Annotated in this window: 20 protein-coding genes; 11 read left to right on the top strand and 9 right to left on the bottom strand. The window is 72.0% G+C overall.

Annotation, left to right across the window (positions count from 1 at the left end; genetic code table 11):
• Positions 1-20 precede the first annotated feature (20 nt).
• Positions 21-1,715 (top strand): AMP-binding protein, encoded by a 1,695-nt coding sequence (locus F2B26_RS00600; RefSeq protein ID WP_235929415.1) that lies wholly within the window; start codon positions 21-23, stop codon positions 1,713-1,715.
• Between the two features lies 1 nt (position 1,716).
• On the opposite strand, the gene F2B26_RS00595 is transcribed toward F2B26_RS00600, so the two are convergent.
• Positions 1,717-2,388: an MBL fold metallo-hydrolase gene (locus F2B26_RS00595; RefSeq protein ID WP_438939152.1), complete on the bottom strand. Its 672-nt coding sequence runs from the start codon at positions 2,386-2,388 to the stop codon at positions 1,717-1,719.
• Positions 2,389-2,454: 66 nt separating this feature from the next.
• Here F2B26_RS00595 and uvrA point away from each other — a divergent pair, with 66 nt between their 5' ends.
• A complete protein-coding gene (uvrA, locus tag F2B26_RS00590; protein WP_159805311.1) occupies positions 2,455-5,319 on the top strand; it encodes an excinuclease ABC subunit UvrA in 2,865 nt (954 codons plus the stop codon).
• A 63-nt stretch (positions 5,320-5,382) separates the two neighbouring features.
• Here uvrA and F2B26_RS00585 read toward each other — a convergent pair whose 3' ends face one another.
• On the bottom strand, positions 5,383-5,874 hold the full coding sequence (locus F2B26_RS00585) for an OsmC family protein (protein ID WP_159805309.1): 492 nt from the start codon (positions 5,872-5,874) through the stop codon (positions 5,383-5,385).
• 158 nt (positions 5,875-6,032) lie between these two features.
• Here F2B26_RS00585 and uvrC point away from each other — a divergent pair, with 158 nt between their 5' ends.
• The 3 genes from uvrC to F2B26_RS00570 are packed head-to-tail and all read left to right on the top strand — an operon-like array spanning position 6,033 to position 10,026.
• Positions 6,033-8,042: an excinuclease ABC subunit UvrC gene (uvrC, locus tag F2B26_RS00580; protein ID WP_159805307.1), complete on the top strand. Its 2,010-nt coding sequence runs from the start codon at positions 6,033-6,035 to the stop codon at positions 8,040-8,042.
• On the top strand, positions 8,039-8,980 hold the full coding sequence (rapZ, locus tag F2B26_RS00575; RefSeq protein ID WP_159805305.1) for an RNase adapter RapZ: 942 nt from the start codon (positions 8,039-8,041) through the stop codon (positions 8,978-8,980). The genes uvrC and rapZ overlap by 4 nt, the downstream gene beginning before the upstream one ends.
• Before the next feature lie 5 nt (positions 8,981-8,985).
• Entirely contained in the window at positions 8,986-10,026 is a 1,041-nt protein-coding gene (locus F2B26_RS00570) for a gluconeogenesis factor YvcK family protein (protein ID WP_159805303.1), read from the top strand.
• Between the two features lie 121 nt (positions 10,027-10,147).
• Here the strand turns inward: F2B26_RS00570 and F2B26_RS00565 are convergent, their stop codons facing one another.
• From F2B26_RS00565 to F2B26_RS00555, 3 genes are all read right to left on the bottom strand, one after another.
• On the bottom strand, positions 10,148-11,953 hold the full coding sequence (locus F2B26_RS00565; protein WP_159805301.1) for an ABC transporter ATP-binding protein: 1,806 nt from the start codon (positions 11,951-11,953) through the stop codon (positions 10,148-10,150).
• The gene (locus F2B26_RS00560) at positions 11,950-13,704 is read right to left on the bottom strand and encodes an ABC transporter ATP-binding protein (protein WP_159805299.1); all 1,755 of its coding nucleotides are present in this window, start codon (positions 13,702-13,704) and stop codon (positions 11,950-11,952) included. Before F2B26_RS00560 ends, F2B26_RS00565 begins: the two co-directional genes overlap by 4 nt.
• 103 nt (positions 13,705-13,807) lie before the next feature.
• Positions 13,808-14,323, bottom strand: a complete 516-nt coding sequence (locus F2B26_RS00555; RefSeq protein ID WP_159805297.1) for a hypothetical protein — start codon at positions 14,321-14,323, stop codon at positions 13,808-13,810.
• Positions 14,324-14,603: 280 nt separating this feature from the next.
• On the opposite strand from F2B26_RS00555, the gene whiA reads away from it, so the two are divergent.
• From whiA to F2B26_RS00525, 6 genes are all read left to right on the top strand, one after another.
• Positions 14,604-15,584, top strand: coding sequence for a DNA-binding protein WhiA (whiA, locus tag F2B26_RS00550; RefSeq protein ID WP_159805295.1), 981 nt, complete (start codon positions 14,604-14,606; stop codon positions 15,582-15,584).
• Positions 15,585-15,803: 219 nt separating this feature from the next.
• Positions 15,804-16,808 (top strand): type I glyceraldehyde-3-phosphate dehydrogenase, encoded by a 1,005-nt coding sequence (gene gap, locus F2B26_RS00545; RefSeq protein ID WP_159805293.1) that lies wholly within the window; start codon positions 15,804-15,806, stop codon positions 16,806-16,808.
• A gap of 134 nt (positions 16,809-16,942) precedes the next feature.
• The gene (locus F2B26_RS00540; RefSeq protein WP_159805291.1) at positions 16,943-18,142 is read left to right on the top strand and encodes a phosphoglycerate kinase; all 1,200 of its coding nucleotides are present in this window, start codon (positions 16,943-16,945) and stop codon (positions 18,140-18,142) included.
• A 3-nt stretch (positions 18,143-18,145) separates the two neighbouring features.
• On the top strand, positions 18,146-18,934 hold the full coding sequence (gene tpiA, locus F2B26_RS00535; RefSeq protein WP_159805289.1) for a triose-phosphate isomerase: 789 nt from the start codon (positions 18,146-18,148) through the stop codon (positions 18,932-18,934).
• Positions 18,935-19,059: 125 nt separating this feature from the next.
• Entirely contained in the window at positions 19,060-19,299 is a 240-nt protein-coding gene (gene secG, locus F2B26_RS00530; protein WP_159805287.1) for a preprotein translocase subunit SecG, read from the top strand.
• Positions 19,300-19,309: 10 nt separating this feature from the next.
• Positions 19,310-19,660, top strand: coding sequence for an RNA polymerase-binding protein RbpA (locus F2B26_RS00525; RefSeq protein ID WP_159805285.1), 351 nt, complete (start codon positions 19,310-19,312; stop codon positions 19,658-19,660).
• A gap of 75 nt (positions 19,661-19,735) precedes the next feature.
• On the opposite strand, the gene pgl is transcribed toward F2B26_RS00525, so the two are convergent.
• From pgl to tkt, 4 genes are all read right to left on the bottom strand, one after another.
• Positions 19,736-20,497: a 6-phosphogluconolactonase gene (gene pgl / locus F2B26_RS00520; RefSeq protein ID WP_159805283.1), complete on the bottom strand. Its 762-nt coding sequence runs from the start codon at positions 20,495-20,497 to the stop codon at positions 19,736-19,738.
• Complete coding sequence (opcA, locus tag F2B26_RS00515) at positions 20,494-21,414, bottom strand: glucose-6-phosphate dehydrogenase assembly protein OpcA (RefSeq protein ID WP_159805281.1); 921 nt, start codon at positions 21,412-21,414, stop codon at positions 20,494-20,496. Before opcA ends, pgl begins: the two co-directional genes overlap by 4 nt.
• Entirely contained in the window at positions 21,411-22,952 is a 1,542-nt protein-coding gene (gene zwf, locus F2B26_RS00510) for a glucose-6-phosphate dehydrogenase (RefSeq protein WP_159805279.1), read from the bottom strand. Before zwf ends, opcA begins: the two co-directional genes overlap by 4 nt.
• 97 nt (positions 22,953-23,049) lie before the next feature.
• Positions 23,050-25,200: a transketolase gene (gene tkt, locus F2B26_RS00505; RefSeq protein WP_201292536.1), complete on the bottom strand. Its 2,151-nt coding sequence runs from the start codon at positions 25,198-25,200 to the stop codon at positions 23,050-23,052.
• Positions 25,201-25,448 lie beyond the last annotated feature (248 nt).

The following is a 25,448-nucleotide window of genomic DNA, read 5'->3' as shown; positions in this document are numbered from 1 at the left end:
CCGTAGGTTATCGTGACGGAGTGAGTTTCCTCAGTGTCGACGAACCGGCCCTGCACACCCCGCCGACGACGGTGAACGTCCCGGACGAGCCGCTCACGGCGACCCTCGACCGCGCGGTGCGGGACTTCCCGGACCGGGTGGCGGTCGACTTCCTGGGGCGGACCACGACGTGGGCCGAGCTCGGCCGGCAGGTTCGTCGCGCGGCAGGGGCGCTGCACGCGCTCGGTGTGCGACCGGGTGACCGGGTGGCGCTCGTGCTGCCGAACTCGACCAGCCACGTCGTGGCCTTCTGGGCAGTGCTGCGGCTCGGCGCGATCGTCGTCGAGCACAACCCGACGTACACCGCGCCGGCGATGGCCCACCAGCTCGCCGACTCCGGCGCGACCGTCGTCGTGGCGTGGGAGAAGGCCGTGCCCACGGTGCTCGAGGCGCGAGCGGCCACGTCGGTGCGCCGAGTCGTTGCCGTCGACCTCAGCCAGGACCTGCCGACCACGAAGCGCCTGGCGCTGTCCCTCCCGCTGCCCGCGGCCAAGGCGCTGCGCACCCGGTTGCGCGGACCGGTGCCGCCGCAGGTCGACTCGTGGCACCGGCTGCTGCGCCGCGCGCGGCCGTTGCCCGCGTCCTACCCGGCGCCCCGCAGCGGTGACATCGCGCTGCTGCAGTACACCGGCGGGACCACCGGGACGCCCAAGGGTGCGACCCTGCTGCACCGCAACCTCGTGGCGAACGCGCTGCAGGGCGCGGCCTGGACCGGGGCGGAGCCGGGCACCGAGGTGGTCTACGGCGTGCTGCCGTTCTTCCACGCCTTCGGGCTCACGCTGTGCCTGTCGTACACCACCCGGATCGCGGGCACCGTCGTCCTGTTCCCGAACTTCGACCCGGCCCAGGTGCTCGCTGCCCAGAAGCGCCGGCCGGGCACCTTCCTGCCGGCCGTCGCGACGATGCTCGACCGCCTGCTGGACGCGGCGGACCGGGAGGGGGCCGACCTCACCTCGTTCCGCTACGCGATCTGCGGTGCGATGGCGCTCCCGCCGGCCACCGCCGCCCGCTGGGAGAAGGCCACCCACGGCCTGGCCATCGAGGGGTACGGGATGACCGAGACCTCACCGGTCGCCCTGGGGAACCCGCTCACCGCCGCCCGTCGCCCCGGTCTGCTCGGCCTGCCGTTCCCGTCGACCAGGATCCGGGTGGTCGACCCCGAGGACACCGACCGCGACATGCCGGACGGTGCCCAGGGGGAGCTGCTCATTGCCGGTCCGCAGGTGTTCGCCGGGTACTGGAACCGCCCGGAGGAGACCGCGGAGCAGCTGCTGCCCGGTGGCTGGCTGCGGACCGGCGACCTGGTCGTCGTCGAACCCGACGGGTTCGTCCGGCTGGTCGACCGGATCAAGGAGATGATCGTCTGCGACGGGTTCAAGGTGTACCCCTCGCAGGTCGAGGACCATCTGCGGCTCATGCCCGGGGTCCTCGACGTGGCGGTGGTCGGGGAGCCGGCCGGGGACCACGGCGAGTCGGTGGTCGCGGCGATCGTGCTCGACGAGCTCATCCGCAACGTCGACCTCGCGGCCGTGCGCGCCTGGGGTGAGCAGCACCTCGCGCGGTATGCCCTGCCGCGGCGGCTCGTCGTGCTGCCCGAGCTGCCGCGCTCCCAGGTCGGCAAGGTGCTGCGCCGGGTCGTGCGCGACCACGTCCTCACGCTGCGCGAGGAGTCCTGAGCTACCAGCGACGTTCCCGCCAGGCCCGCAGCTGCGGGCGCTCGTCGCCCAGCGTGGTGGCCAGGCCGTGGCCGGGACGCACCGTCGTGCGGTCGTCGAACCGGTCGAAGACCCGCACCACGACGTCCGAGTAGAGCTGGGCGAACCGGGACGGGTCGCCGCCGGTCGAGCCGACGCCGCCGGGGAACAGTGCGTCACCGGTGAACAGGTGGGTGCGCGGCGGCTCGTCGCGCATCGGCTCGAGCAGGGCGAGTGCGACCGACCCCGGGGTGTGGCCGCGCAGCGCGATCACCTCGAGCCGTACAGCACCCACCTCGACGACGTCGCCGTGCCGCAGGACGGTGCGCACCGGCACCCCGGTGGCCTGCGTGATCGCGTCGGCGTCGGCCTCGCCCGCGACGACGGCCGCGCGGGTGCGCTCCACCACCGCGGCCAGCGCACCCAGGTGGTCGGAGTGCCGGTGGGTGACGACGACGACGTCGAGCCCACCGCGGGGCAACCCGAGCCGCAACAGCTCGGTGAGCCTGTCCGGCTCGTCGCCCGGGTCGACGAGGAGCTGGCGGCGGGCCACGGGGTCGGTGAGCAGGTAGGCGTTGGTGGCCATCGGCCCGACGACCGCCGAGCGCAGCTGCACCGGGCCGAGGGTCTCGGTGGTCTGCTCCACGCAGCACATCATCCACGACGCGCCGGGATCGAACAGGTGTGCGATGTGGGTGGGTCCGACGTAGACTCACCGACCGTGAACGACCGCCTGGTGGTCCGTGGTGCCCGAGAGCACAACCTTCGCGACATCGACATCGACATCCCGCGCGACCAGCTGGTCGTGTTCACCGGGCTGTCCGGGTCCGGCAAGTCGTCGTTGGCCTTCGACACGATCTTCGCCGAGGGACAGCGCCGGTACGTCGAGTCGTTGTCCGCCTACGCCCGCCAGTTCCTGGGCCAGATGGACAAGCCCGACGTCGACTTCATCGAGGGGCTGTCGCCCGCGGTCTCGATCGACCAGAAGTCGACCAACCGGAACCCGCGGTCCACGGTCGGCACGATCACCGAGGTCTACGACTACCTCCGGCTGCTGTTCGCGCGGGCCGGCACGCAGCACTGCCCGGTCTGCGGCGAGCAGGTCACCGCCCAGACGCCGCAGCAGATCGTCGACCGTCTGCTCCAGCTGCCCGAGGGCACGCGCTACCAGGTGCTCGCGCCCGTGGTGCGCGGGCGCAAGGGGGAGTACACCGACCTGTTCGCCGAGCTGCAGGCCAAGGGCTTCGCGCGGGCTCGGGTCGACGGCGAGGTCGTGCAGCTCACCAGCCCGCCGACGCTGGAGAAGAAGCTCAAGCACTCCATCGAGGTCGTGGTCGACCGGCTGGTGGCCCGCGACGGCGTGCAGCGTCGTCTCACCGACTCGGTCGAGACGGCGCTGGGGCTCGCCGGCGGACTGCTCGTCATCGAGCTCGTGGACGCCGAGGCGGACGACCCGACCCGGGAGCGCCGGTTCTCCGAGAAGCGGGCCTGCCCCAACGACCACGTCCTCACCCTCGACGAGATCGAGCCCCGGACCTTCTCCTTCAACGCCCCGTACGGCGCGTGCCCGGAGTGCACCGGCATCGGGTCGCGGCTCGAGGTGGACCCCGACCTCGTGGTCCCCGACGACGAGCTGAGCCTGGGCCAGGGCGCCATCGCACCGTGGGCGCAGACCTCGTCGGAGTACTTCGAGCGCGTGCTCAGCGCACTCGCGCAAGACCTCGAGTTCTCGATGGACACCCCGTGGCGGGCGCTGCCGCAGCGGGCGAAGGACGCCGTGCTGCACGGGCGCGACCACGAGGTGCACGTGCGCTACCGCAACCGGTGGGGCCGTGAGCGGCAGTACGCAACGGGGTTCGAAGGCGTCATCTCCTTCCTCGAGCGGCGGCACGCCGAGACCGACTCGGAGTGGAGCAAGGAGAAGTACGAAGCCTTCATGCGGGAGGTCCCGTGCCCGGTGTGCCAGGGCGCCCGGCTCAAGCCCGAGGTGCTCGCCGTCCGGGTCGGCGGCTGCTCGATCGCGCAGGTCTGCGAGCTGCCGATCCGGGAGGCCCGGGACTTCCTCGACGCCCTCGTGCTCGGCCCGCGGGAGCAGGCCATCGCTGCCCAGGTGCTCAAGGAGATCCAGGCCAGGCTCGGCTTCCTGCTCGACGTCGGGCTCGACTACCTCTCGCTCATGCGGCCGGCGGCCACCCTGTCCGGCGGGGAGGCGCAGCGCATCCGGCTGGCCACCCAGATCGGGTCCGGGCTGGTCGGTGTGCTCTACGTGCTCGACGAACCGTCGATCGGGTTGCACCAGCGCGACAACCGCCGGCTCATCGACACCCTCACCCGGCTGCGTGACCTGGGCAACACGCTCATCGTCGTCGAGCACGACGAGGACACCATCCGCACCGCCGACTGGATCGTCGACATCGGCCCGGGCGCGGGGGAGCACGGCGGCCATGTCGTGCACTCCGGGGACCTGGCCGGGCTGCTGGCCAACCAGGAGTCGGTCACCGGGGCATACCTGTCGGGCCGCCGGACCATCCCGATGCCGGCCACGCGCCGGCCGGTCGACCGGTCGCGACAGCTCACGGTGGTCGGCGCCCGGGAGCACAACCTGCGGGGCATCGACGTCTCGTTCCCGCTCGGCGTGCTCACGGCGGTCACCGGGGTCTCGGGCTCAGGGAAGTCGACCCTGGTGAACTCGATCCTGTACACCGTGCTGGCCAACGAGCTCAACGGTGCGCGGCAGGTCGCGGGCCGGCATCGCCGGGTCACCGGGCTGGAGCACCTGGACAAGGTGGTGCACGTCGACCAGGGGCCGATCGGGCGCACCCCGCGGTCCAACCCGGCGACCTACACCGGCGTCTGGGACCACGTGCGCAAGCTGTTCGCGGAGACCACCGAGGCCAAGGTCCGCGGCTACACGCCGGGTCGGTTCTCGTTCAACGTCAAGGGCGGCCGGTGCGAGGCGTGCTCGGGTGACGGGACGCTCAAGATCGAGATGAACTTCCTGCCGGACGTCTACGTGCCGTGCGAGGTGTGCCACGGCGCGCGGTACAACCGGGAGACGCTCGAGGTGCACTTCAAGGGCAAGACGGTCGCCGACGTGCTGGCCATGCCCATCGAGGAGGCGGCGGAGTTCTTCGCGGCCGTGCCGTCGATCGCCCGGCACCTGCGGACCCTCGTGGACGTCGGGCTCGGCTACGTCCGTCTCGGGCAGCCTGCGCCGACGCTGTCCGGCGGCGAGGCGCAGCGCGTCAAGCTGGCCTCGGAGCTGCAGCGGCGCTCGACGGGACGCACGGCCTACGTGCTGGACGAGCCGACCACGGGGCTGCACTTCGAGGACATCCGCAAGCTGCTCGGCGTGCTGCAGTCGCTCGCCGACAAGGGCAACACCGTCATCGTCATCGAGCACAACCTGGACGTCATCAAGAACGCCGACTGGGTGATCGACATGGGACCCGAGGGCGGGTCGGGCGGTGGTCTCGTCGTCGCCGAGGGCACCCCCGAGCACGTGGCCACGGTCGCGGCCAGCCACACCGGTCGCTTCCTCGCCGAGGTGCTCGACCAGGGCGCGGCGCGGCGCGTGAGCGCCTGAACCGACCTGCAGGCGTCATGCGTCCGACCGCCCGAGGCGACGTGCCCGTCGGCGGCCGATCGCTCAGCGCAGCGTGACGGGTGCCGGGCGCACGTCCACCGGGAAGTTGACGGACCGGGCGATGAAGCAGTGCTCGTGCGCGCGTTCGTGCACCTCGGCGAGCAGCTCGTCGGTCACGGGTGTGCCGGACGACGTGGTGGCGGACGCAGTGACGTGCGGACGGAGCACGACGTCGCGGAACTGCCCGTGGCCGGCGGCCTCGATCCGCATCGTGCCCGAGGCGCGGTCGGCGTAGTCGAGGACCACCACGCCGGACTCGGCCGCCAGGTGCAGGAGCCAGAGCATGTGGCACTGCGCGAGCGCGCCGACCAGCAGGTCCTCGGGCGACCACCGGGTCGGGTCGCCCCGGAAGGCCGGGTCCGACGTCCCCGGCAAGGGTGGGCGACCGGCCGCTCGAAGCTCGTGGTCGCGTCCGTACGAGGTGTAGCTCACGGTGCCCACGTCCCGGGCACCCAGCCACACGAGGTCGACGTCGTAGGTGTGCAGCGCCGGCATGCGCTCACGGTAGCCGCGACCGGCTGACTCGGCCGCCCGGGGCCGTCCGCGAGAGCCCGTGGCACCGGTGGGCAGGGGCGCCGGCTCGGTGTGTCGGCGGGTCCGGGAGCAACGGCCGTGCGGACGGTGTGTCAGGGCGGCGAACTAGGCTCGGCACCATGGCCGACCCCGCCTCCTACCGCCCGGCGCCGGGGGAGATCCCCGACTCGCCCGGGGTCTACCGGTTCTCGGACGAGCACGGCCGGGTCATCTACGTCGGCAAGGCCAAGAGCCTGCGCAGCCGGCTGGCCAACTACTTCCAGGACATCACCGGGCTGCACCCCCGCACCCGTCAGATGGTGACGACAGCGGCGAGCGTGCAGTGGACGGTGGTGGGCACCGAGGTCGAGGCGCTGGCCCTGGAGTACTCCTGGATCAAGGAGTTCGACCCGCGGTTCAACGTGAAGTACCGCGACGACAAGTCGTACCCCTACCTGGCGGTGACCCTGGCCGACGCCGTGCCGCGGGTCCAGGTGATGCGCGGTGCGAAGCGGCCGGGCACCCGGTACTTCGGGCCGTACGCGCACGCCTGGGCGATCCGGGAGACGGTCGACCTGCTGCTGCGCGTGTTCCCGGTGCGCACCTGCTCGGCCGGCGTGTACCGGCGGTCGCAGCAGCAGGGGCGCCCGTGCCTGCTCGGTTACATCGACAAGTGCTCGGCGCCGTGCGTCGGTCGCATCTCGCCGGACGACCACCACCGCCTCGCGGAGGACTTCTGCGACTTCATGGCGGGGGACACCGGACGCTTCACCCGACGGCTGACGGCGGCGATGAAGGCGGCGGCCGCCGACCTCGACTACGAGCGCGCGGCGCGGCTGCGGGATGACATCGCGACCCTCGAGCGGGCCACCGAGCGCAACGCCGTCGTGCTGCGTGACGGTACCGATGCCGACGTGTTCGCCCTGGCCGGTGACGACCTCGAGGCGGCGGTCCAGGTGTTCCATGTGCGGGACGGCCGGATCCGCGGTCAGCGCGGGTGGGTCGTCGAACGCGTCGAGGACGTGACGGACGCCGAGCTGGTCGAACGTCTGCTCACCCAGGTCTACGGCTCGGTCGACCAGTCCGGTGACGGCACGGCGGTGCCGCGCGAGGTGCTCGTCCCGGTGCTGCCGCCCGACCAGGAGCAGATGGAGGCGTGGCTGGGGGCGCTGCGCGGGCGGAAGGTATCGGTGCGGGTGCCGCAGCGCGGTGAGAAGCACGAGCTGGCGGCGACGGTCGCCAAGAACGCCGAGCACGCCCTCGCGCTGCACCGCACCCGGCGGGCCGGCGACCTCACGACGCGCAGCCAGGCGCTGCAGGAGATCCAGGAGGCGCTCGACCTGGACACCGCCCCGCTGCGGATCGAGTGCTACGACGTCTCGCACAACCAGGGCACCTACCAGGCCGCCTCGATGGTGGTCTTCGAGGACGGGCTGCCCCGCAAGAGCGAGTACCGGGTGTTCACGGTGCGCGGGCCGGACGGCGACGGTGCGGTCGACGACACCGCGGCGATGCGCGAGGTGATCGGACGTCGGTTCCGGCGCTACCTGGCCGACCGTGACGCCGCCGGTGACCTGGAGCTGGCTGATGCGGGTGACGACGAGACCGACGGACGGACCCGCTCCGGCCCGGTCGACGAGAGCACCGGCCGTCCGCGCCGCTTCGCGTACCCCCCGAACCTCGTCGTGGTCGACGGGGGCCCGCCGCAGGTGGCTGCTGCGGCGGAGGCGATGGCCGAGCTCGGCATCGACGACGTCGCACTGTGCGGCCTGGCCAAGCGGCTGGAGGAGGTCTGGTTGCCGGGCGAGGCGTACCCGGTGATCCTGTCGCGCAGCTCGCAGGGGCTCTACCTGCTGCAACGGGTGCGTGACGAGGCCCACCGGTTCGCGATCACGGCCCACCGACGCCGGCGCAGCAAGGGGATGACCGCCTCGGCCCTCGACCGCGTGCCGGGGCTGGGACCGACCCGCCGGGCGGCGCTGCTCGCCGAGTTCGGGTCCGTCCGTCGGCTGCGCGAGGCCACGGTCGAGCAGGTCGCCGCGGTGCCCGGCATCGGGCCCGCCACGGCGGCCGCGGTGCTCCGGGCGTTGTCCGGGGATCCGGTCGACGCCGACGCACCTCGTGCGACACCTGGCAGGATCGAGGCATGACCGACGAGCCGTCCCCCACCACGGTCCCCGCAGGGATCCCGGCGTTGGAGGCCGCGGCGGGAGCGCCACGGCTCTCACCTCCTCGGGTTGTCCTCATCACCGGGATGTCCGGGGCGGGTCGCTCCCGGGCGGCCGCGGTCCTGGAGGACCTCGGCTGGTACGTCGTGGACAACCTGCCTGCGCAGATGCTCGAGCCGCTCGTCGGCATGATGACCTCCGGGACCGCGGCGCAGGGCGCCCAGCGTCTGTGCGCCGTGATCGACGTGCGCGGCCGGGACTTCGCCGACCTGTCGGGGGTGCTGGACCAGCTGCGCCGCCAGGGTGTCGAGCTGCGGGTCCTGTTCCTGGACGCCTCCGACGAGGTGCTCGTGCGGCGGTACGAGCAGGTGCGTCGACCGCACCCCTTGCAGGGCGATCGCACCGTGCTCGACGGGATCACGGCCGAACGTGCAGCTCTGGCCGAGCTGCGCGCCCGGGCCGACTGGGTGCTCGACTCCTCGGCGACCACGGTGCACGACCTGGCGCGACAGGTCCGCGCCGCGGTCGCCGAGCCGGGGGAGGACCAGGTCCAGGTCTCGTTGCTGTCGTTCGGGTTCAAGTACGGGATCCCGCTGGACGCCGACCACGTCGTCGACGTGCGCTTCCTGGCGAACCCCTACTGGATCAGCGAGCTGCGGCACCTGACCGGACGCGACGGTCCGGTGCGTGACTACGTGCTGGGCCAGCCCGGTGCGCTCACGTTCGTCGACCGCTACGTCGCGGCCCTCGAACCGGTGCTCGAGGGCTACCGCCGGGAGGAGAAGTACTACGTGACGATCGCGGTCGGCTGCACGGGCGGCAAGCACCGCTCGGTCGCGATCAGCGAGGCCATCGCGCAGCGGCTGCGGGAGGCGGGCTGCCGGGTCTCGGTGCTGGCACGGGACCTCGGCAAGGAGTGAGCCCGGTGGACGACCTGCGGCGCGTGCGAGGGGGCAGGCGCGGGCCGGCGGTGGTGGCGCTCGGCGGCGGGCACGGCCTGTCGGCGACCCTGGAGGCGCTGCGCCACCTCACGGACGCGATCACGGCCGTCGTCACCGTCGCGGACGACGGTGGCTCGTCGGGCCGGCTGCGCGACGAGCTCGGGGTCCTCCCGCCCGGGGACCTGCGGATGGCGCTGGCCGCCCTGTGCGACGACGACGGTCCCGGCCGGATGTGGCGCGAGGTGCTGCAGCACCGGTTCTCCTCGCTCGGGCCGCTCGACCAGCACGCCGTGGGGAACCTGCTCATCGCGGGCGCGTGGGAGGTGCTCGGGGACCCGGTGGCCGGGCTCGACCTGGTCGCCGAGCTGCTCGGCGCGCGCGGTCGGGTGCTGCCGATGTGCGGGGTGCCGCTGCGGATCGAGGCCGAGGTACGTCGCCCGGACGGCGGGCTGGACCTCGTGGTCGGGCAGAGCGAGGTGGCGCGCTGCGCGCGGCCGATCGAGCGGGTGCGGCTGCTGCCGGCCGAGCCGCCGGCGTGCACCCAGTCGGTCGAGGCGGTGCTGGCGGCCGACGTCGTCGTGGTCGGACCGGGATCCTGGTACACCTCGGTGCTGCCGCACCTGCTGGTCCCGGCCCTCGGTGCGGCGCTGCAGAGCACCCGCGCCCGCACGATCGTGGTGCTCAACATCGCGCCCGAGGAGGCGGGGGAGACCGCGGGCATGCGCGCCTACGAGCACCTGGCGGTGCTGCGCGAGCACGCGCCGGGGCTGTGCGTCGAGGCGGTGGTGGCCGATCCGAGCTCGGTGGACGACATCGACCGGTTGGACGAGCTCGCGGGGACGATGGGCGCTCGGCTGCTCGTCCGCCAGGTGCGACGCGGTGACGGCTCGGCCCGGCACGACCCCTTGCGGCTCGCCGCGGCGCTGCGGGACGTCACCGAGGGCGTCCTCGGTGACGTCGACGTGCGCATCGATACCGCTCGGGGCGACGCATCGGCCGGCACCGGCCGCCCGCGTACCGCGTGATCGCCCGGTGCTGCACGGCGCCGGCACCGCGCGCCGTGCAGCACAGCCGGGCGCCCCGCCCCTCCCTCGACCCTGAGGTGACGGTGAGCCACCGGCCGGTGGCTCACCGGACCGGAGGTGGTCAGCGCCGCTCGCGACCGGACGGGGCCTGCGTCTTGAACTGGCTGTACCAGAGCCGGCGGTAGAGACCGTCCTGCGCGAGCAGGTCGTCGTGGCGTCCTTGCTCGACGATCCTGCCCTTGTCGACCACGAGGATGGCGTCGGCGTCCGAGATGGTGGACAGACGGTGCGCGATCACGAACGACGTCGTGCCGGACATCAGACGGCGCAAGCCCTCCTGGATGAGCCGCTCGGTGCGGGTGTCGACGTTCGACGTGGCCTCGTCGAGGATCAGGATGCGTGGGCGGGCCACCATCGCCCGCGCGATCGTGAGCATCTGGCGCTGGCCCTGGCTGAGGTTGGCGCCGCGTTCGACGAGCATCGTGTCGTAGCCGTCGGGCAGGAGCTCGATGAAGTGGTGCGCATTGGCCCGCGTGGCCGCCTCGATGCACTCCTCGTCGGTGGCGCCTTCGCGCGCGTAGCGCAGGTTGTTCATGATCGTGTCGGAGAACAGGAACGCCTCCTGCAGCACCATGCCGACGTTCGACCGCAGGCTGGCGATGGTGACCTCGGACAAGGGCTGGTCGTCGACCAGGATCTCGCCTGCGTCCACGTCGTAGTACCGCGTGAGGATGTTGATGATCGTGCTCTTGCCCGCACCCGTCGGGCCGCAGATGCCGATCTTCTGGCCGGGCAGCGCCGTGAAGGTGTTGTCGTGCAGGATGCGTCGGCCGGGCACGTAGGAGAAGTCGACGTGACGGAACTCGACCTTGCCTGCCTCGAAGCGCAGCGGCGCGGCGTCCGGCGCGTCCACGACGGTGGGGGCGTCGTCGACGATCTCGAGCACCCGCCGTCCGGCTGCCGCAGCAGCCAGTGTGGTCGTCGCCAGGTTCGCCAGGTCGGACAGCGGTGAGGCGAGCAGCCCTGCGAGGCCGACGAACGCGATGACCTCGCCGACGTCGGCCTGGCCGTCAGCGGCCAGCAGCCCGCCGGTGACCAGCACCACGACCATCTGCACGGTGGTCATGGCCATGGTGGCCGGGAACTGCAGCAACCCCGTGAAGGTCGCGTGGGAGGCCGTCTCGAAGACCTCGCCGGCCGCGACGCGGTGCTGCTCGTCGGCCCAGGCCTGGCGCCGCGTCGAGATCAGGACGCCGTGGCCCGAGATCGTCTCCTCCTGGAAGCCGGACAGGTCGCCGAGCTGCTCCTGGAGCCGGGCGTAGGCCGGGCCGGCTGCACGGGCCACTCCGGCGGCCACGAGCAGCAGCACCGGGACGACCGAGAGAGCAGCGAGCGTGAGCCGCCAGTTGGTGACCACCATCAGGACGACGGTGAGCAGGATCTGGAAGGTGCCGCGCATGATCTGCGACACCGCGTTCTCGTTGAAGGTCGCCACCGACTCCGTGTCGTTGGTGACCCGGCTCAGCAGCTGGCCGACGGGCTGGCGGTCGAAGAAGCCGAGCGACAGCCGCTGCATCGTGCCGAACATGTCGCGCTGCAGGCGCATCGTCGCCGACGTGGCCAGTCGCGTCATCATGAGCTCGGAGACGCCGGCGAGGAGGACGTAGAGCAGCGCCGACACCGCGGCGACGACGACCCAGCGCCGCAACGCCGGCAGGTCCGACGAGCGCATGGCGTTGACAGCCGCCCCGGTGAGCGCGGGGACGGCGGTGAGGGCCACCACGGAGAGCGCCCGCAGCGCCACGGCCGACCAGAACGTCAGCTGTGAGCCCCGGCCTGCGACGTAGGAGAACAACCTGCCGATGACCCCGCGCCCGTCGGGCGCGCGCGGTGGCACGAGGCGGGCCGTGGGCCCGGACCCGCTCATCGTCCCGCTCCGGCGATCGGGCCCAGCTGCGACTCGTAGATCTCGCGGTACAGCGCGCTGCGTCCGAGCAGCTCGGTGTGCGTGCCCTGGTCGGCGATCCTGCCCTCGTCGAGCAGCACGATGCGGTCGAGGTCGATCACCGCACTGATCCGCTGTGCGACGTAGATCACGGTGGTACCGAGGGCGTCCTGGGGGATGGCGGCCTGCACCCGCGTCTCGGTGGCGACGTCGAGCGCGCTGGTCGAGTCGTCGAGGATGAGCACCCGGGGCCGGGGGACGAGCGCCCTGGCCATCGAGAGTCGTTGGCGCTGCCCGCCGCTGAAGTTGTAGCCGCGACGGGCCACGGGGGAGTCCCAGCGCTGCGGGAGCGCCTCGACGAAGTCGAAGGCGTCGCAGGCGCGGGCCGCCTCGTGGATCCGGTCGTCGGTGGCTTCCGGGCTGGCGAAGCGCACGTTCTCCCGCACGTCGCCCTGGAACAGAACCGCCTCCTGCAGCGCTGTGCTCACCACGGCACGCAGCTGGTCGAGCGGGATGTCGCGCACGTCGACGTCATCGATCGTGACGCTCCCCGCCCGCACGTCGTAGAACCGCGGCACCAGGTTCACCAGCGAGGTCTTGCCCGAACCGGTCGGTCCGAGGATCCCCACGGACTGGCCCGGCTCGATGACGAGGTCGATGCCGTGCAGCACGTCGTGCCCCGCCTCGCCGGACTCGTCGTAGGAGAAGCGCACACCGGTGAACACCACCCGTGCCCCGTCCTGGTCGGCGACCCGGGTCTGTCCGCCTTCCGGCAGCGTCGGGCCGGTGTCGACGAGCTCGAAGACCCGTCGCGCCGACGTGGCGCCCCGCAGGAGGTAGGGCGCGATGACGGCGGCCAGCGCGAGCGGCACCACCACCAGGCTCAGGTACTGGATGAACGCCGTGACCTGACCGATCGAGGTCCCGTCGTTCGCCACCACCTTGTCGCCGCCGACGAGCAGGGTGAGCACGATGCCGAGCTGGGTGACGGTCGTGAGGACGGGGCTCAGCAGCGCCACCCGGAACGCGGCAGAGGCGGCCGGCCGGCGCAGTGCCTCGGTGCGCTCGTCGAACCTGGCGGCCTCGAGCTTCTCCCGCCCGAAGGCCTTCACCACCCGGACGCCGGCGAGGTTCTCCTGCAGCGCGCTGTTCACCTCGTCGAGGCGGCGCTGGCGCTCGGCGTAGGCCCGCTCCATCGGCGGGACCAGGACGGTGGCTGCGGCCAGCACGGCCGCGGCCACCAGGAGCAGGATCCACACCATCCCGGGTGTGTCGACCAGCGCCAGACCCACGGACACGACGAGCATGAAGGGCGCGTAGAGCAGCAGCATGACGCCGAACAGCACGGCGTTGGCGACGTTGGTGACGTCCGAGTTGAGGCGCACCAGCAGGTTCCCCGTGCGCATCGCGTCGAAGTTGCCGAACGAGAACCGCTGGATGCTCGCGTAGGCCTGGGTGCGCAGCGCGTACGCCGTGCCCTGCGAGAAGAACACCGCGATCACCGCGACGCCGGTGAGCAGCAGGCCGGCCGCGACGCCGAGCGTGGCCATCCACAGCCCGGTGTCGACGATGACGGTCGTGTCACCAGCGAGGAGACCGTCGTTGACCAGCCGAGCGTTGAGCGCGGCGGTGCCGAGCGTGCAGCCGGCCGACAGCAGCAGGAGCACCTGCGACAGGATCAGCCGCCCGCGGTAGGGGCGATACAGGGCGAGGACACGTCCGACCGCGTGCATGGCATGTGGTGTACCACATGGAGGTCGTCGGGGCGGGTCGGCCGCGTGCGTCCGCAGCTCAGCGTCCCCCCAGGGGTGGCGCCAGCTCGCGGAGCGGCGGTGCTCAGTGCCCGGCGAGCAGCTTGACGATGATGACGGCCGCTGCGAGCAGCACCGTGCCGCCCACGTACATCAAGGACCGGCCGACAGGCATCGGGAGGGACCGCGCAGCGAGGTACCCGACGACGGCGACCAGCGCGAGCAGCAGGAGCTCGGCGGTGACGAGCCCGGCCTCGCCGCCCAGAGCGAGCACGGGCAGAGCAGCCAGGACCGCGACCGACATCCCGCCCGCGAGCTGGGCTGACAACGCCCGCCGGGCGTGGGCGTCGAGGCGTCCGGCGGAGAGCAGCCTGCTCGAGAGGATGAACGCGACCTGGTGCGCGAGGAGCAGCCCGACCCCGGTGAGCAGGATCACCGCCGCGAGCTCGAGAGCCGTCTCGTCCTCCACCGGTGGCGGCGTGGCGATGAGCACCGCGAGCAGCGAGAGGCTCACGTACAGGGCCATGGTGACCGCGTCCCGCACGACCTCGCGGTCGTGCGGCGAGAGCCTGGCCAGGTCCGTGACTGGTTCGTCGGGCATCTGGGTCCACTCCTCACGACGGTGCCACGCCTGGCACTGACCAGAATCGACGGCTGCAGGGCCGACCTTGAGCCTGCGCCGGGGTGGCGCGCCGCCGGGACGCCCTCACCGAGCAGCCCGAGGCACCGTCCGTGCCGCAGGGCCGGCTCGTGGTCGATGTCACGGGATGCCCACCGGGGTGCCGTGCTGCTGTGGCATAGTGACGCAAACCCGCCCGGACTGGCCAGGAGTGATCTCAGATGGACCTGGATGTGCCCGCCGCGGTGGCACGATGTGGGCCATGTCGCTGACAGCCCAGGTCAAGGACGAGCTCGCCCGGCTGAAGATCGACAGGACGTCCTGCCGCAAGGCCGAGGTCTCGGCGACGCTGCGGTTCGCCGGGGGGCTGCACATCATCTCCGGGCGGATCGTCATCGAGGCCGAGCTGGACACCGGGGTCGCCGCTCGTCGGTTGCGCCAGGCCATTCTCGACGTGTACGGGCACACCGCCGAGATCATCGTCGTGACCGGCGGTGGTCTGCGGCGCGGCAGCCGGTACGTCGTGCGGGTCATCAAGGACGGCGAGTCGCTCGCGCGCCAGACCGGTCTGCTGGACAACCGAGGCCGGCCGGTGCGCGGGCTGCCGTCGCAGGTGGTCTCGGCCGGTGTCGGCGAGGCGGAGGCGGCCTGGCGCGGGGCGTTCCTGGCGCACGGGTCGCTCACCGAGCCGGGGCGCTCGGCCGCGCTCGAGGTGACCTGTCCGGGGCCCGAGGCGGCGCTGGCACTCGTGGGTGCGGCCCGCAGGCTGGGCATCGCGGCCAAGGCCCGGGAGGTGCGTGGCGTCGACCGCGTGGTGATCCGGGACGGTGACGCGATCTCGGCCATGCTCATCCGGCTCGGTGCGCACGAGGCGATGCTGGTCTGGGAGGAGCGTCGGGTCCGTCGCGAGGTGCGCGGCACCGCGAACCGGCTCGCCAACTTCGACGATGCGAACCTGCGTCGTTCGGCCCGGGCCGCCGTGGCGGCCGGTGCCCGGGTGGAGCGGGCCTTCGAGATCCTCGGCGAGGACCTCCCCGACCACCTGCGGCAGGCCGGTGAGCTGCGGCTGGCCCACAAGCAGGCGTCGCTGGAGGAGCTCGGACGGCTGTCCGAGCCACCGCTGACCAAGGACGCGGTGGCCGGCCGGATCCGCCGTCTGCTGGCCACGGCCGACAAGCGCGCGGCTGAGCTGGGGATCCCGGACACCGAGGCCGGGCTCAACTTCGACCTGCTCGACCTCTGACAGGCCGCTGACCTGCGGGTGCGCCCCCGGACCTACGTCATGGCGACCCCGGTGCTTTCGATATAGGGTCGTGTCATCCGATCGTCACACAACAGCAACGCGCCGGGAACGATTTCGTCCCGGATCGTCCTGGGCGACCGGGCCCGCACATCGGCGTGCACACGTGACACCGCAATCAACTGGTGCGTCGATCTCCTCGACGCGACCTGAGGAGGGCTAGTGACCATCAAGGTCGGGATCAACGGCTTCGGCCGTATCGGGCGCAACTTCTACCGGGCGATCATCGCCTCGGGCGCTGACATCGAGATCGTCGGGGTCAACGACCTCACGGACAACAAGACGCTCGCACACCTGCTGAAGTACGACACGGTGCTGGGTCGCTTCCCGGAGACCGTCGAGTACGACGACGACAACATCATCGTCGGCGGCAAGAAGATCCGTGCCCTCGCCGAGCGCAACCCCGCCGACCTGCCCTGGGCCGAGCTGGGTGCCGACATCGTCATCGAGTCGACCGGCTTCTTCACCGACGCGACCAAGGCCAAGGCCCACATCGAGGCCGGCGCCAAGAAGGTCATCATCTCCGCCCCGGCGAAGAACGAGGACGCGACGTTCGTCATGGGTGTCAACCACACCCTGTACGACTCGGCCGCGCACCACGTCATCTCCAACGCGTCGTGCACCACGAACTGCCTGGCCCCGGTGGCCAAGGCGCTCAACGACGCGATCGGCATCGAGCGTGGCCTCATGACCACGATCCACGCCTACACCGGTGACCAGAACCTGCAGGACGGCCCGCACCGCGACCTTCGTCGTGCCCGTGCCGCCGCGCAGAACATCGTCCCGACCTCGACCGGTGCGGCCAAGGCCGTCGCCCTCGTGCTCCCCGAGCTCAAGGGCAAGCTGGACGGGTTCGCGCTGCGCGTCCCGGTCATCACCGGCTCGGCCACGGACCTGACCTTCACCGCCTCGCGCGAGGTCACCGTCGAGGAGGTCAACGCTGCGGTCAAGGCCGCCGCCGAGGGCCCGCTCAAGGGTGTCCTGGAGTACGTCGAGGACGAGATCGTCTCGACCGACATCGTCACCAACCCGCACCAGAGCATCTTCGACTCCAAGCTCACCAAGGTGAGCGGCGACCTGGTCAAGATCATCGCCTGGTACGACAACGAGTGGGGCTACTCCAACAGCCTGGTCGCGCTGACCAGCTACGTGGGCGAGCGTCTCTGACCTTCGCCTGAAGACCACTGACCGAGCGTCCGCGTGCACTGCAGCTTCCCGTGCGCGCGGACGCTCGTCATGTGCGGACCTCCCGCCCGTGACCGGCAACCGGCGACCGGGCGACGACCACGAATGAGGAGATCATGAAGACCATCGAGGACCTCGGCGACCTGCGCGGCAAGCGCGTGCTCGTCCGGTCGGACTTCAACGTGCCGCTCGACGGCACGACCATCACCGACGACGGCCGCATCCGGGCCGCGCTCCCGACCCTGCAGCTGCTGCTGGGCAAGGGCGCCAAGGTCGTCGTCATGGCGCACCTGGGCCGGCCGAAGGGCACCCCGGACGCCAAGTACTCGCTGGCCCCCGTCGCCGCCCGCCTGGGCGAGCTGCTCGGTCAGCCCGTCGCCCTCGCGCAGGACCTCGTGGGCCCGTCCGCGAAGGCCACGGTCGCTGCGCTGGCCGACGGCCAGATCGCGCTGCTGGAGAACGTGCGGTTCGACGCCCGCGAGACCAGCAAGGACGAGGCGGAGCGCGGTGCGCTCGCCGACGAGCTGGCCGAGCTCGCCGACGCCTTCGTCTCCGACGGCTTCGGTGTCGTGCACCGCAAGCAGGCGTCCGTCTACGACATCGCCCACAAGCTGCCGTCCGCGGTCGGCCTGCTTGTGCTCAAGGAGGTCTCGTCGCTGCGCAAGGCGACCGACGACCCGGCGCGTCCCTACGTCGTCGTGCTGGGCGGGGCCAAGGTCTCCGACAAGCTCGGCGTCATCTCCAACCTGCTCACCAAGGCCGACCGCCTGGTCATCGGCGGCGGCATGGCCTACACGTTCCTCGTGGCGCAGGGCAACACCGTCGGCACCTCGCTGCTCGAGGCCGACCAGGTCGAGACCGTCAAGGGCTACCTCGAGCAGGCCGCGGCCAAGGGCGTCGAGATCGTGCTCCCGGTCGACACCGTGGTGGCACCGGAGTTCGCCGCGGACGCCGTCGCGACCGTCGTGCCGTCCACCCAGATCCCGGACGACCAGATGGGCCTCGACATCGGCCCGAAGACGCGCGAGCTGTTCGCCTCCAAGATCGTCGACGCCAAGACCGTCGTCTGGAACGGCCCTGCGGGCGTGTTCGAGTTCGAGGCGTTCTCGGCGGGCACCCGGGCCGTGGCCCAGGCGCTGGTCGACGCGGGCCACAACGGCGGGTTCTCCATCGTCGGCGGCGGTGACTCGGCCGCGGCCGTGCGCATCCTCGGCTTCGACGAGGCCGACTTCGGCCACATCTCCACGGGTGGCGGCGCCTCCCTGGAGTTCCTCGAGGGCAAGTCCCTCCCCGGCATCGCCGTCCTGGAAGGCTGACCCATGGCCACGCGTACCCCGCTCATGGCGGGCAACTGGAAGATGAACCTCGACCACCAGCAGGCGATCGCCACCGTGCAGAAGCTGGCCTGGGCGCTCAAGGACGGCAAGCACGACTACGCCGCCGTCGAGGTGGCCGTGCTGGTCCCGTTCACCGACCTGCGGTCGGTGCAGACGCTGGTCGACGCGGACAAGCTCGAGCTCAAGTACGGCGCGCAGGACGTGTCGGCGCACGAGTCGGGCGCCTACACCGGTGAGATCTCGCCGGTGTTCCTGTCCAAGCTCGGTGTCACCTACGTCGCGATCGGTCACTCCGAGCGCCGGCAGTACCACGGCGAGGACGAGGCGGTCACCAACGCCAAGGTGAAGTCGGCCCTCGGCGCCGGCCTCGTGCCGATCCTGTGCGTGGGTGAGGAGCTGTCGGTGCGTGAGGAGGGCCGTCAGGTCCCGCACACGCTCGCCCAGCTCGACGGCGGGCTGGAGGGCCTGACGGCCGCCCAGGTCGCCGGTCTGGTGATCGCGTACGAGCCGGTCTGGGCGATCGGCACCGGCAAGACCGCCACGCCCGAGGACGCGCAGGAGCTGGCCGAGGCCATCCGGGTGCGGATCGGCGAGCTGTACGACGCCGCGACGGCCCAGGCGGTCCGGGTGCTCTACGGCGGTTCGGTGAAGTCGTCGAACGTCGCGGCCCTCATGACCAAGCCCGACGTCGACGGTGCCCTCGTGGGCGGGGCGAGCCTCGACCCCGAGGAGTTCGCCAAGATCGCGCGCTACCAGTCGCACACGCTGTAGCACGACAGGGGCGGGACCAGGGTGCATCTGCCCCGGTCCCGCCCCTGGCACACCCGCTCGTCGCTTACCCTTGGGGGAGCGGCACAGCCGCTCGAGTCCGTCATCCGAAGAAGGTCAGGCCCGTAGTGACCGCGTTGAAGATCGTGATGCAGGTGCTGCTGGTGATCACCAGCCTCCTGCTCGTCCCGCTCGTGCTCCTGCACAAGGGCCGGGGTGGTGGCCTGTCCGACATGTTCGGCGGCGGTATCAGCTCCAGCGCCGGCAGCTCCGGGGTCGCCGAGCGCAACCTCAACCGGATCACCATCGGTGTCGCCCTGGCCTGGGCCGCCGTCATCGTCGTGCTCGGTCTGCTCGAGCGCGGCTGAGGGGTACGTCATGGCTGGTGGCAGCGCAATTCGTGGGTCGAGGGTCGGCGCCGGCCCGATGGGTGAGGCCGAGCGCGGGGAGTCCGCACCGCGGGTCTGGATCTCCTACTGGTGCGCCAACGGGCACGAGACCCGTCCGAGCTTCGCCGAGGAGGCCGTACCTGAGGCCCCGGCTCTGTGGGACTGCCCGCGCTGCGGGTTCCCGGCCGGTCAGGACGAGGCGAACCCACCCTCCCCGGTGCGTAACGAGCCCTACAAGACCCACCTGGCCTACGTGAAGGAGCGGCGGTCCGACGAGGACGGCGCCGCGATCCTCGACGAGGCCCTGGCCGCGCTTCGCGCACGTCGCGGCGGTCGCTGACCGTCAGCCGGCGCTCGAACGCCCCTGCCCCCTCGTCGTGGAGGGAGCAGGGGCGTTCGTCAATCCGGTCGGGCCTCAGTCGTCCTCGGTCGCAGCCACGGCGGCAGCAGCCGCGTCGAGCAGCCACAACGTCTGCTCGCGTCCCACCGCACCGGCGGCGGGCACCTGCTCGGGGGATGCGCCGCTAAGCGCCGAGGCGACCGCGGCGGCCTTCTCGGCACCGGCCGCCACCAACCACACCTGTGCCGCGGTGCGGATCGCCGGGAACGTGAGCGAGACCCGCAGCGGCGGCGGCTTGGGGGAGTCGTGCACCCCGACCACGATCTCGTCGTCGACCTGCGGCCCGGGCAGACCGGGGAAGAGGGACGCGACATGCGCATCGGGCCCCACCCCGAGCAGAAGGACGTCGAACCGAGGCAGCTGTTCCCCGGCCGGCGCCCAGGCGGCGAGCTCGACGCGGTAGGCCCGCGCCGCGCTCTCGGGATCGGGTGTCGCCGGGCCGGGGCCGGGCACCGGGTGCACGTTGGCCGCGGGCAGGCGGTCGCCCAGCGGGTCGATGAGCGCGGCGCGTGCCCCGGTCTCGTTGCGCTCGGGGTCGCCGGACGGCAGGAACCGCTCGTCGCCCCACCACAGATGGACCGCCGACCAGTCGACGTGCTCGGCGAGCGGGTCGACGGCCGCCGCGGCGAGCGTCGCCGTCCCGGCGCCACCTCCCGTGAGCACGATGTGCACGGGGGAGTGCTGCGACTGTGCGTCGACCAGGGCGAGCAGCAGCCTGCTGGCCGTCGAGCGGGCGAGGGCGTCGGCGTCCGGAAGGACGACGACCCGGCGCGTCACTGGTCCCCCAACCGGGCCAGGCCCTTGGTGAGGACCTCGCCGTAGACCTCGTCGGCGTCGAGCCGGCGCAGCTCCTCGACGAGGCACTCGCGCAGCTGCCGGATCGGCAGCGCGATGCGGTGCTCGGGCTGCTCGGGCTGGTTGAGCGCAGCGGTCTTGCCGTCGGGCCGGTCGAGCACGATCGGTCCGGAGGAGCGCTCGAGCCGCACCTGGGTGATCGCCGGGGCGCCCGGGATGCGCTCGACCGTGACGGGGCAGCGCAACGACTGCGCGAGCCACGCGGCCATGAGGTCGAGCGAGGGGTGGTCGGACTCCCCGGAGACGACGGCCTGGTGCACGGGTTCGTACGGCGGCTGGTCGAGCGTGGCCGCGATGAGCCCCCGCCACAGCGTGGCGCGGGTCCAGGCCAGGTCGGTGTCACCCTCGGTGTACACGGTGGCGAGCCTGCGCAGCGTCCGCCCCGGCGTGCTGCACTGCGTGGTGTCGGTGATGCGGCGCTGCGCCATCACGCCCAGCGGGTGCCTCGCGGGGTCCTGCGGCATCTCGTAGGGCCACCACGCGACGATCGGCGCGTCCGGCAGCAGCAGTGGCATGACGAGGGTGTCGAGGTCCTGCTCGACCGGACCGGCGGGGGAGAGCACGACGACCTCGGAGGCCCCGGCGTCACCGCCGAGCCGGATCTGGGCGTCGAGCCGGACCTGCTCGGCGTGCTCGTGCGCCGACAGGACGAGGATCCGGCAGGGGTGCTCGTGGCTTGCGGCGTTGGCCGCCTCGATCGCCTCTTCCGGGTCACGTCCCGCGACGTCGATGATGAGGGTGAGCACCCGGCCGAGGGCGACGGCGCCGCCCTCGTCACGTTCGGTCACCAGGCGCTTGTTGATGGCCCGGGTGGTGGTGTCCGGCAGGTCGATGATCACGGTCGCCTCCAGCTGCGTCCGTCGCGGGCCATCATGGCGTCCGCCGAGGCCGGGCCCCACGTCCCGGCCCGGTAGGTGTCGGGCTTGCCGTGCGAGGCCCAGTACGACGTGATCGGGTCGAGGATCTTCCAGGAGAGCTCGACCTCCTCGTGCTGCGGGAACAGCGGCGGGTCGCCGAGCAGCACGTCGAGGATGAGGCGCTCGTAGGCCTCGGGCGAGGATTCGGTGAACGCGTGGCCGTAGCCGAAGTCCATCGTGACGTCGCGCACCTCCATCGCCGTGCCTGGGACCTTGGCGCCGAACCGCAACGTCACGCCCTCGTCGGGCTGCACCCGGATGACGAGCGCGTTCTTGCCGAGCTCCTCGGCTGCGGTCGACTCGAACGGCAGGTGCGGCGCCTTCTTGAAGACGACGGCGATCTCGGTGACGCGTCGTCCCAGCCGCTTGCCGGTGCGCAGGTAGAACGGCACCCCGGCCCAGCGCCGGGTGTCCACGTCGAGCCTGATCGCGGCGAACGTCTCGGTGGTGGAGTCCTTGGAGAATCCCTCCTCCTCCAGGTAGCCGACGACCCGCTCACCGCCCTGCCAGCCGGCCGCGTACTGCCCGCGTGCGGTGTGCCGACCCAGGTCGCGGGGCAGCCGGACCGCCGAGAGCACCTTGGTCTTCTCGGCCCGCAGCGCCGCCGGGTCGAAGGAGACGGGCTCCTCCATCGCGGTGAGCGCGAACAGCTGGAGCAGGTGGTTCTGGATGACGTCACGGGCCGCGCCGATGCCGTCGTAGTACCCGGCCCGGCCGCCGAGGCCGATGTCCTCGGCCATCGTGATCTGCACGTGGTCGACGTAGTTGGAGTTCCAGATCGGTTCGAACAGCTGGTTCGCGAAGCGCAGCGCCAGGATGTTCTGCACCGTCTCCTTGCCCAGGTAGTGGTCGATCCGGAAGATGTCGTCCGGCCGGAACACCCGGGACACGATCGAGTTGAGCTCACGGGCCGAGGCCAGGTCGTGTCCGAACGGCTTCTCGATGACGACCCGGCGCCAGGTGCCCTCGCGCGGCTGGGACAGCCCCGAGCGCGACAGCTGCTCGCAGACCAACGGGAACGCCGAGGGCGGCACCGACAGGTAGAACGCGTGGTTGCCGGCCGTGCCGCGGCGGGCGTCGAGGTCCTCGACGGTGGAGCGCAGCGTCTCGAACGCCGCCGGGTCGTCGAAGGTGCCCTGCACGAAGCGCAGCCCCTCGGACAGCTGACGCCAGGTCGACTCCCGGAAGGGGGTGCGGGCGTTCTCCCGGACCGCGTCGTGCACCACCTGGGCGAAGTCCTGCGTCTCCCAGTCCCGCCGGGCGAACCCGGTGAGCGCGAAGCCGGGCGGCAGCAGACCCCGGTTGGTGAGGTCGTACACCGCCGGCATGAGCTTCTTGCGGGCCAGGTCGCCGGTCACCCCGAAGATCACCAGACCTGAGGGTCCGGCGATCCGGGGCAGCCGGCGGTCCCGGGGGTCCCGCAGCGGGTTGTGGCCCGCCTCGACCTTGGCCGGGCTCATCGAGCGTCTCGTCGCGTCATGCTCCACCTCGTCATCCGAGCGGGTTCAGGCCGGGCAGGGGCAGGTCTCGGCCGGTCAGGTCTCGACCGGGCAGGTCTCAGCCAGGCAGGTCGCCGGTGCCGGTCGCGGTCGGCACGCCGGGCGCCGCCGCCTGCGGCGCCTCGCCGCGGACGGAGGCGAGGGTGCGGTGGGCGGCGGCGACGACGGCGTCGGCGGTGATGCCGAACTTCTCGTAGAGCACCTCGGAGGAGGCGGAGGCGCCGAAGTGCTCGAGGCTGACGGCCTGGCCGTGCGCGCCGAGGATCTTGTACCAGGGCATGGCGATCCCGGCCTCGACGGACACCCGCGCGGTCACCTGCGGGGGCAGCACAGCGTCCTGGTAGCTCTGGTCCTGCTCGGCGAACCACTCCAGGCACGGTGCCGACACGACGCGGGCGTTGATGCCCTGGTCGGCCAGGGTCTGGCGTGCGGTGACGGCGAGCTGGACCTCGGAGCCGGTGGCGATGAGCAGGACGTCGGGGGTGCCGTCGGTGTCCAGGAGGGTGTACGCACCGCGGGCGACCCCGTCGGTGGTCGCGTATCCGTCGGTCCCGCGCGGCACGGTGGGCACGTTCTGGCGGGTCAGGACCAGCCCGGTCGGCCCGTCGTGGCGGGTCAGGGTCGCGGCCCACGCGGCGGCGGTCTCGTTGGCGTCGGCAGGCCGCACGATCGCCAGGCCCGGGATGGCCCGGTAGGCGGCCAGGTGCTCCACGGGCTGGTGGGTCGGTCCGTCCTCGCCCAGGCCGATGGAGTCGTGGGTCCACACGTAGATCGGGTCGGTGCCCATGAGGGCGGCCAGGCGCACCGCGCCGCGCATGTAGTCGGCGAACTGGAAGAACGTGCCGCCGTAGGGGCGGGTCAGCCCGTGCAGGGCGATGCCGGACAAGATCGCGCCCATCGCGTGCTCGCGGATCCCGAAGTGCAGCGTGCGCCCGTAGGGGGTGCCGGCGAAGTCGTGCGAGGACCGGTCGGTGGGCAGGAACGAGGGGACGCCGGCCATCGTGGTGTTGTTCGACCCGGCCAGGTCCGCCGACCCGCCCCACAGCTCCGGCAGTTCGTCGGCCAGGGCGGACAGCACCGTCCCGGACGCCGACCTGGTGGCCACCGCCTTGCCTGCGGGGAACACCGGCAGGGCGTCGGTCCACCCGGCCGGCAGCTCCTTGGCGACCAGGCGGTCCAGCAGCTGCTTGCGCTCGGGGTTGGCTGCCGCCCACGCGTCGAAGCCGGTCTGCCAGGCGGCGCGGTCCGCCGCGGCGCGGGTGGCCAGGGACCGGGTGTGGGCCAGCACGTCCTCATCGACCTGGAAGGTGCGGTCCGGGTCCAGCCCCACGAGCTCCTTGAGGCCACGGATGGCGTCGGTGCCCAGCTTGGACCCGTGCGCGGAGTGGTCCCCGGTCTTGCCCGGCGTCGGCCAGGCGATCAAGGTGCGCACCGCGATGAACGAGGGGCGCGGGTCGGCCTTGGCGGCCTCGATCGCCGCCGCCAGGGCGTCGACGTCCTCGACGTACTGGCCGGTGGCGGTCCAGTCGACCAGCTGGGTGTGCCAGCCGTAGGCGGCGTACCGGGCCAGCACGTCCTCACCGAACGCGATCTTGGTGTCGCCCTCGATCGAGATGTGGTTGTCGTCCCAGATCACCAGCAGGTCGCCCAGCTCCTGGGTCCCGGCCAACGACGACGCCTCACCCGAGACACCCTCCTGCAGATCCCCGTCACCGGCGATCACCACGACCCGGTGATCGAACGGCGACGTGCCCGGCGCAGCGTCCGGGTCGAGCAGACCCCGCTCACGACGAGCCGCCATCGCCATCCCCACCGCCGAGGCGATGCCCTGGCCCAACGGCCCCGTCGTGATCTCCACCCCAGCGGTGTGACGCCACTCGGGGTGACCGGGGGTCTTGGACCCCCACGTGCGCAACGCCTGCAGATCCGCCAGCTCCAGTCCGAACCCACCGAGGAACAGCTGGATGTACTGGGTCAACGAGGAGTGCCCGGCCGACAGCACGAAACGGTCCCGACCCAGCCAGTGCGGGTCGGCGGGGTCGTGACGCAGCACGTCCTGGTAGAGCAGGTAGGCCACCGGGGCCAGGCTGATCGCCGTCCCCGGATGTCCGTTGCCCACCTTCTCCACCGCATCGGCCGCCAGGACGCGCGCCGTGTCGACCGCACGCACATCCAGATCCGACCAGCTCGCACGCACCGGAGCAGTCACGTCGTCGTACCCTCTTCCGCGCCGCCTGGGCGCCTCGTCCAAGACCCGTCAAGGTCGTCGCCGGGCGGTGTGAGCCCGTGGTTCTTTCCCGTCCGCGACCCTATCTCCGCGGGGTCCCAGATGCCGTTCCGGCTCGGGGCGCGGGACCGCGTCCGGGCGGGTCCACTGGTGCGCACCGGCGTGGGCGCGGATGATCGGGCCTCTGCGCGGAGAGCCGCGTGGGCAGGACGACGACGAGGGGCGCCGCG

It is taken from the genome of Cellulomonas citrea (assembly GCF_009829685.1).
GTDB classification, from domain to species: domain Bacteria; phylum Actinomycetota; class Actinomycetes; order Actinomycetales; family Cellulomonadaceae; genus Cellulomonas; species Cellulomonas citrea.
The sequence above is the reverse complement of the archived record's forward strand: the minus strand, read 5'-3'. Positions and strand labels throughout refer to the sequence as shown.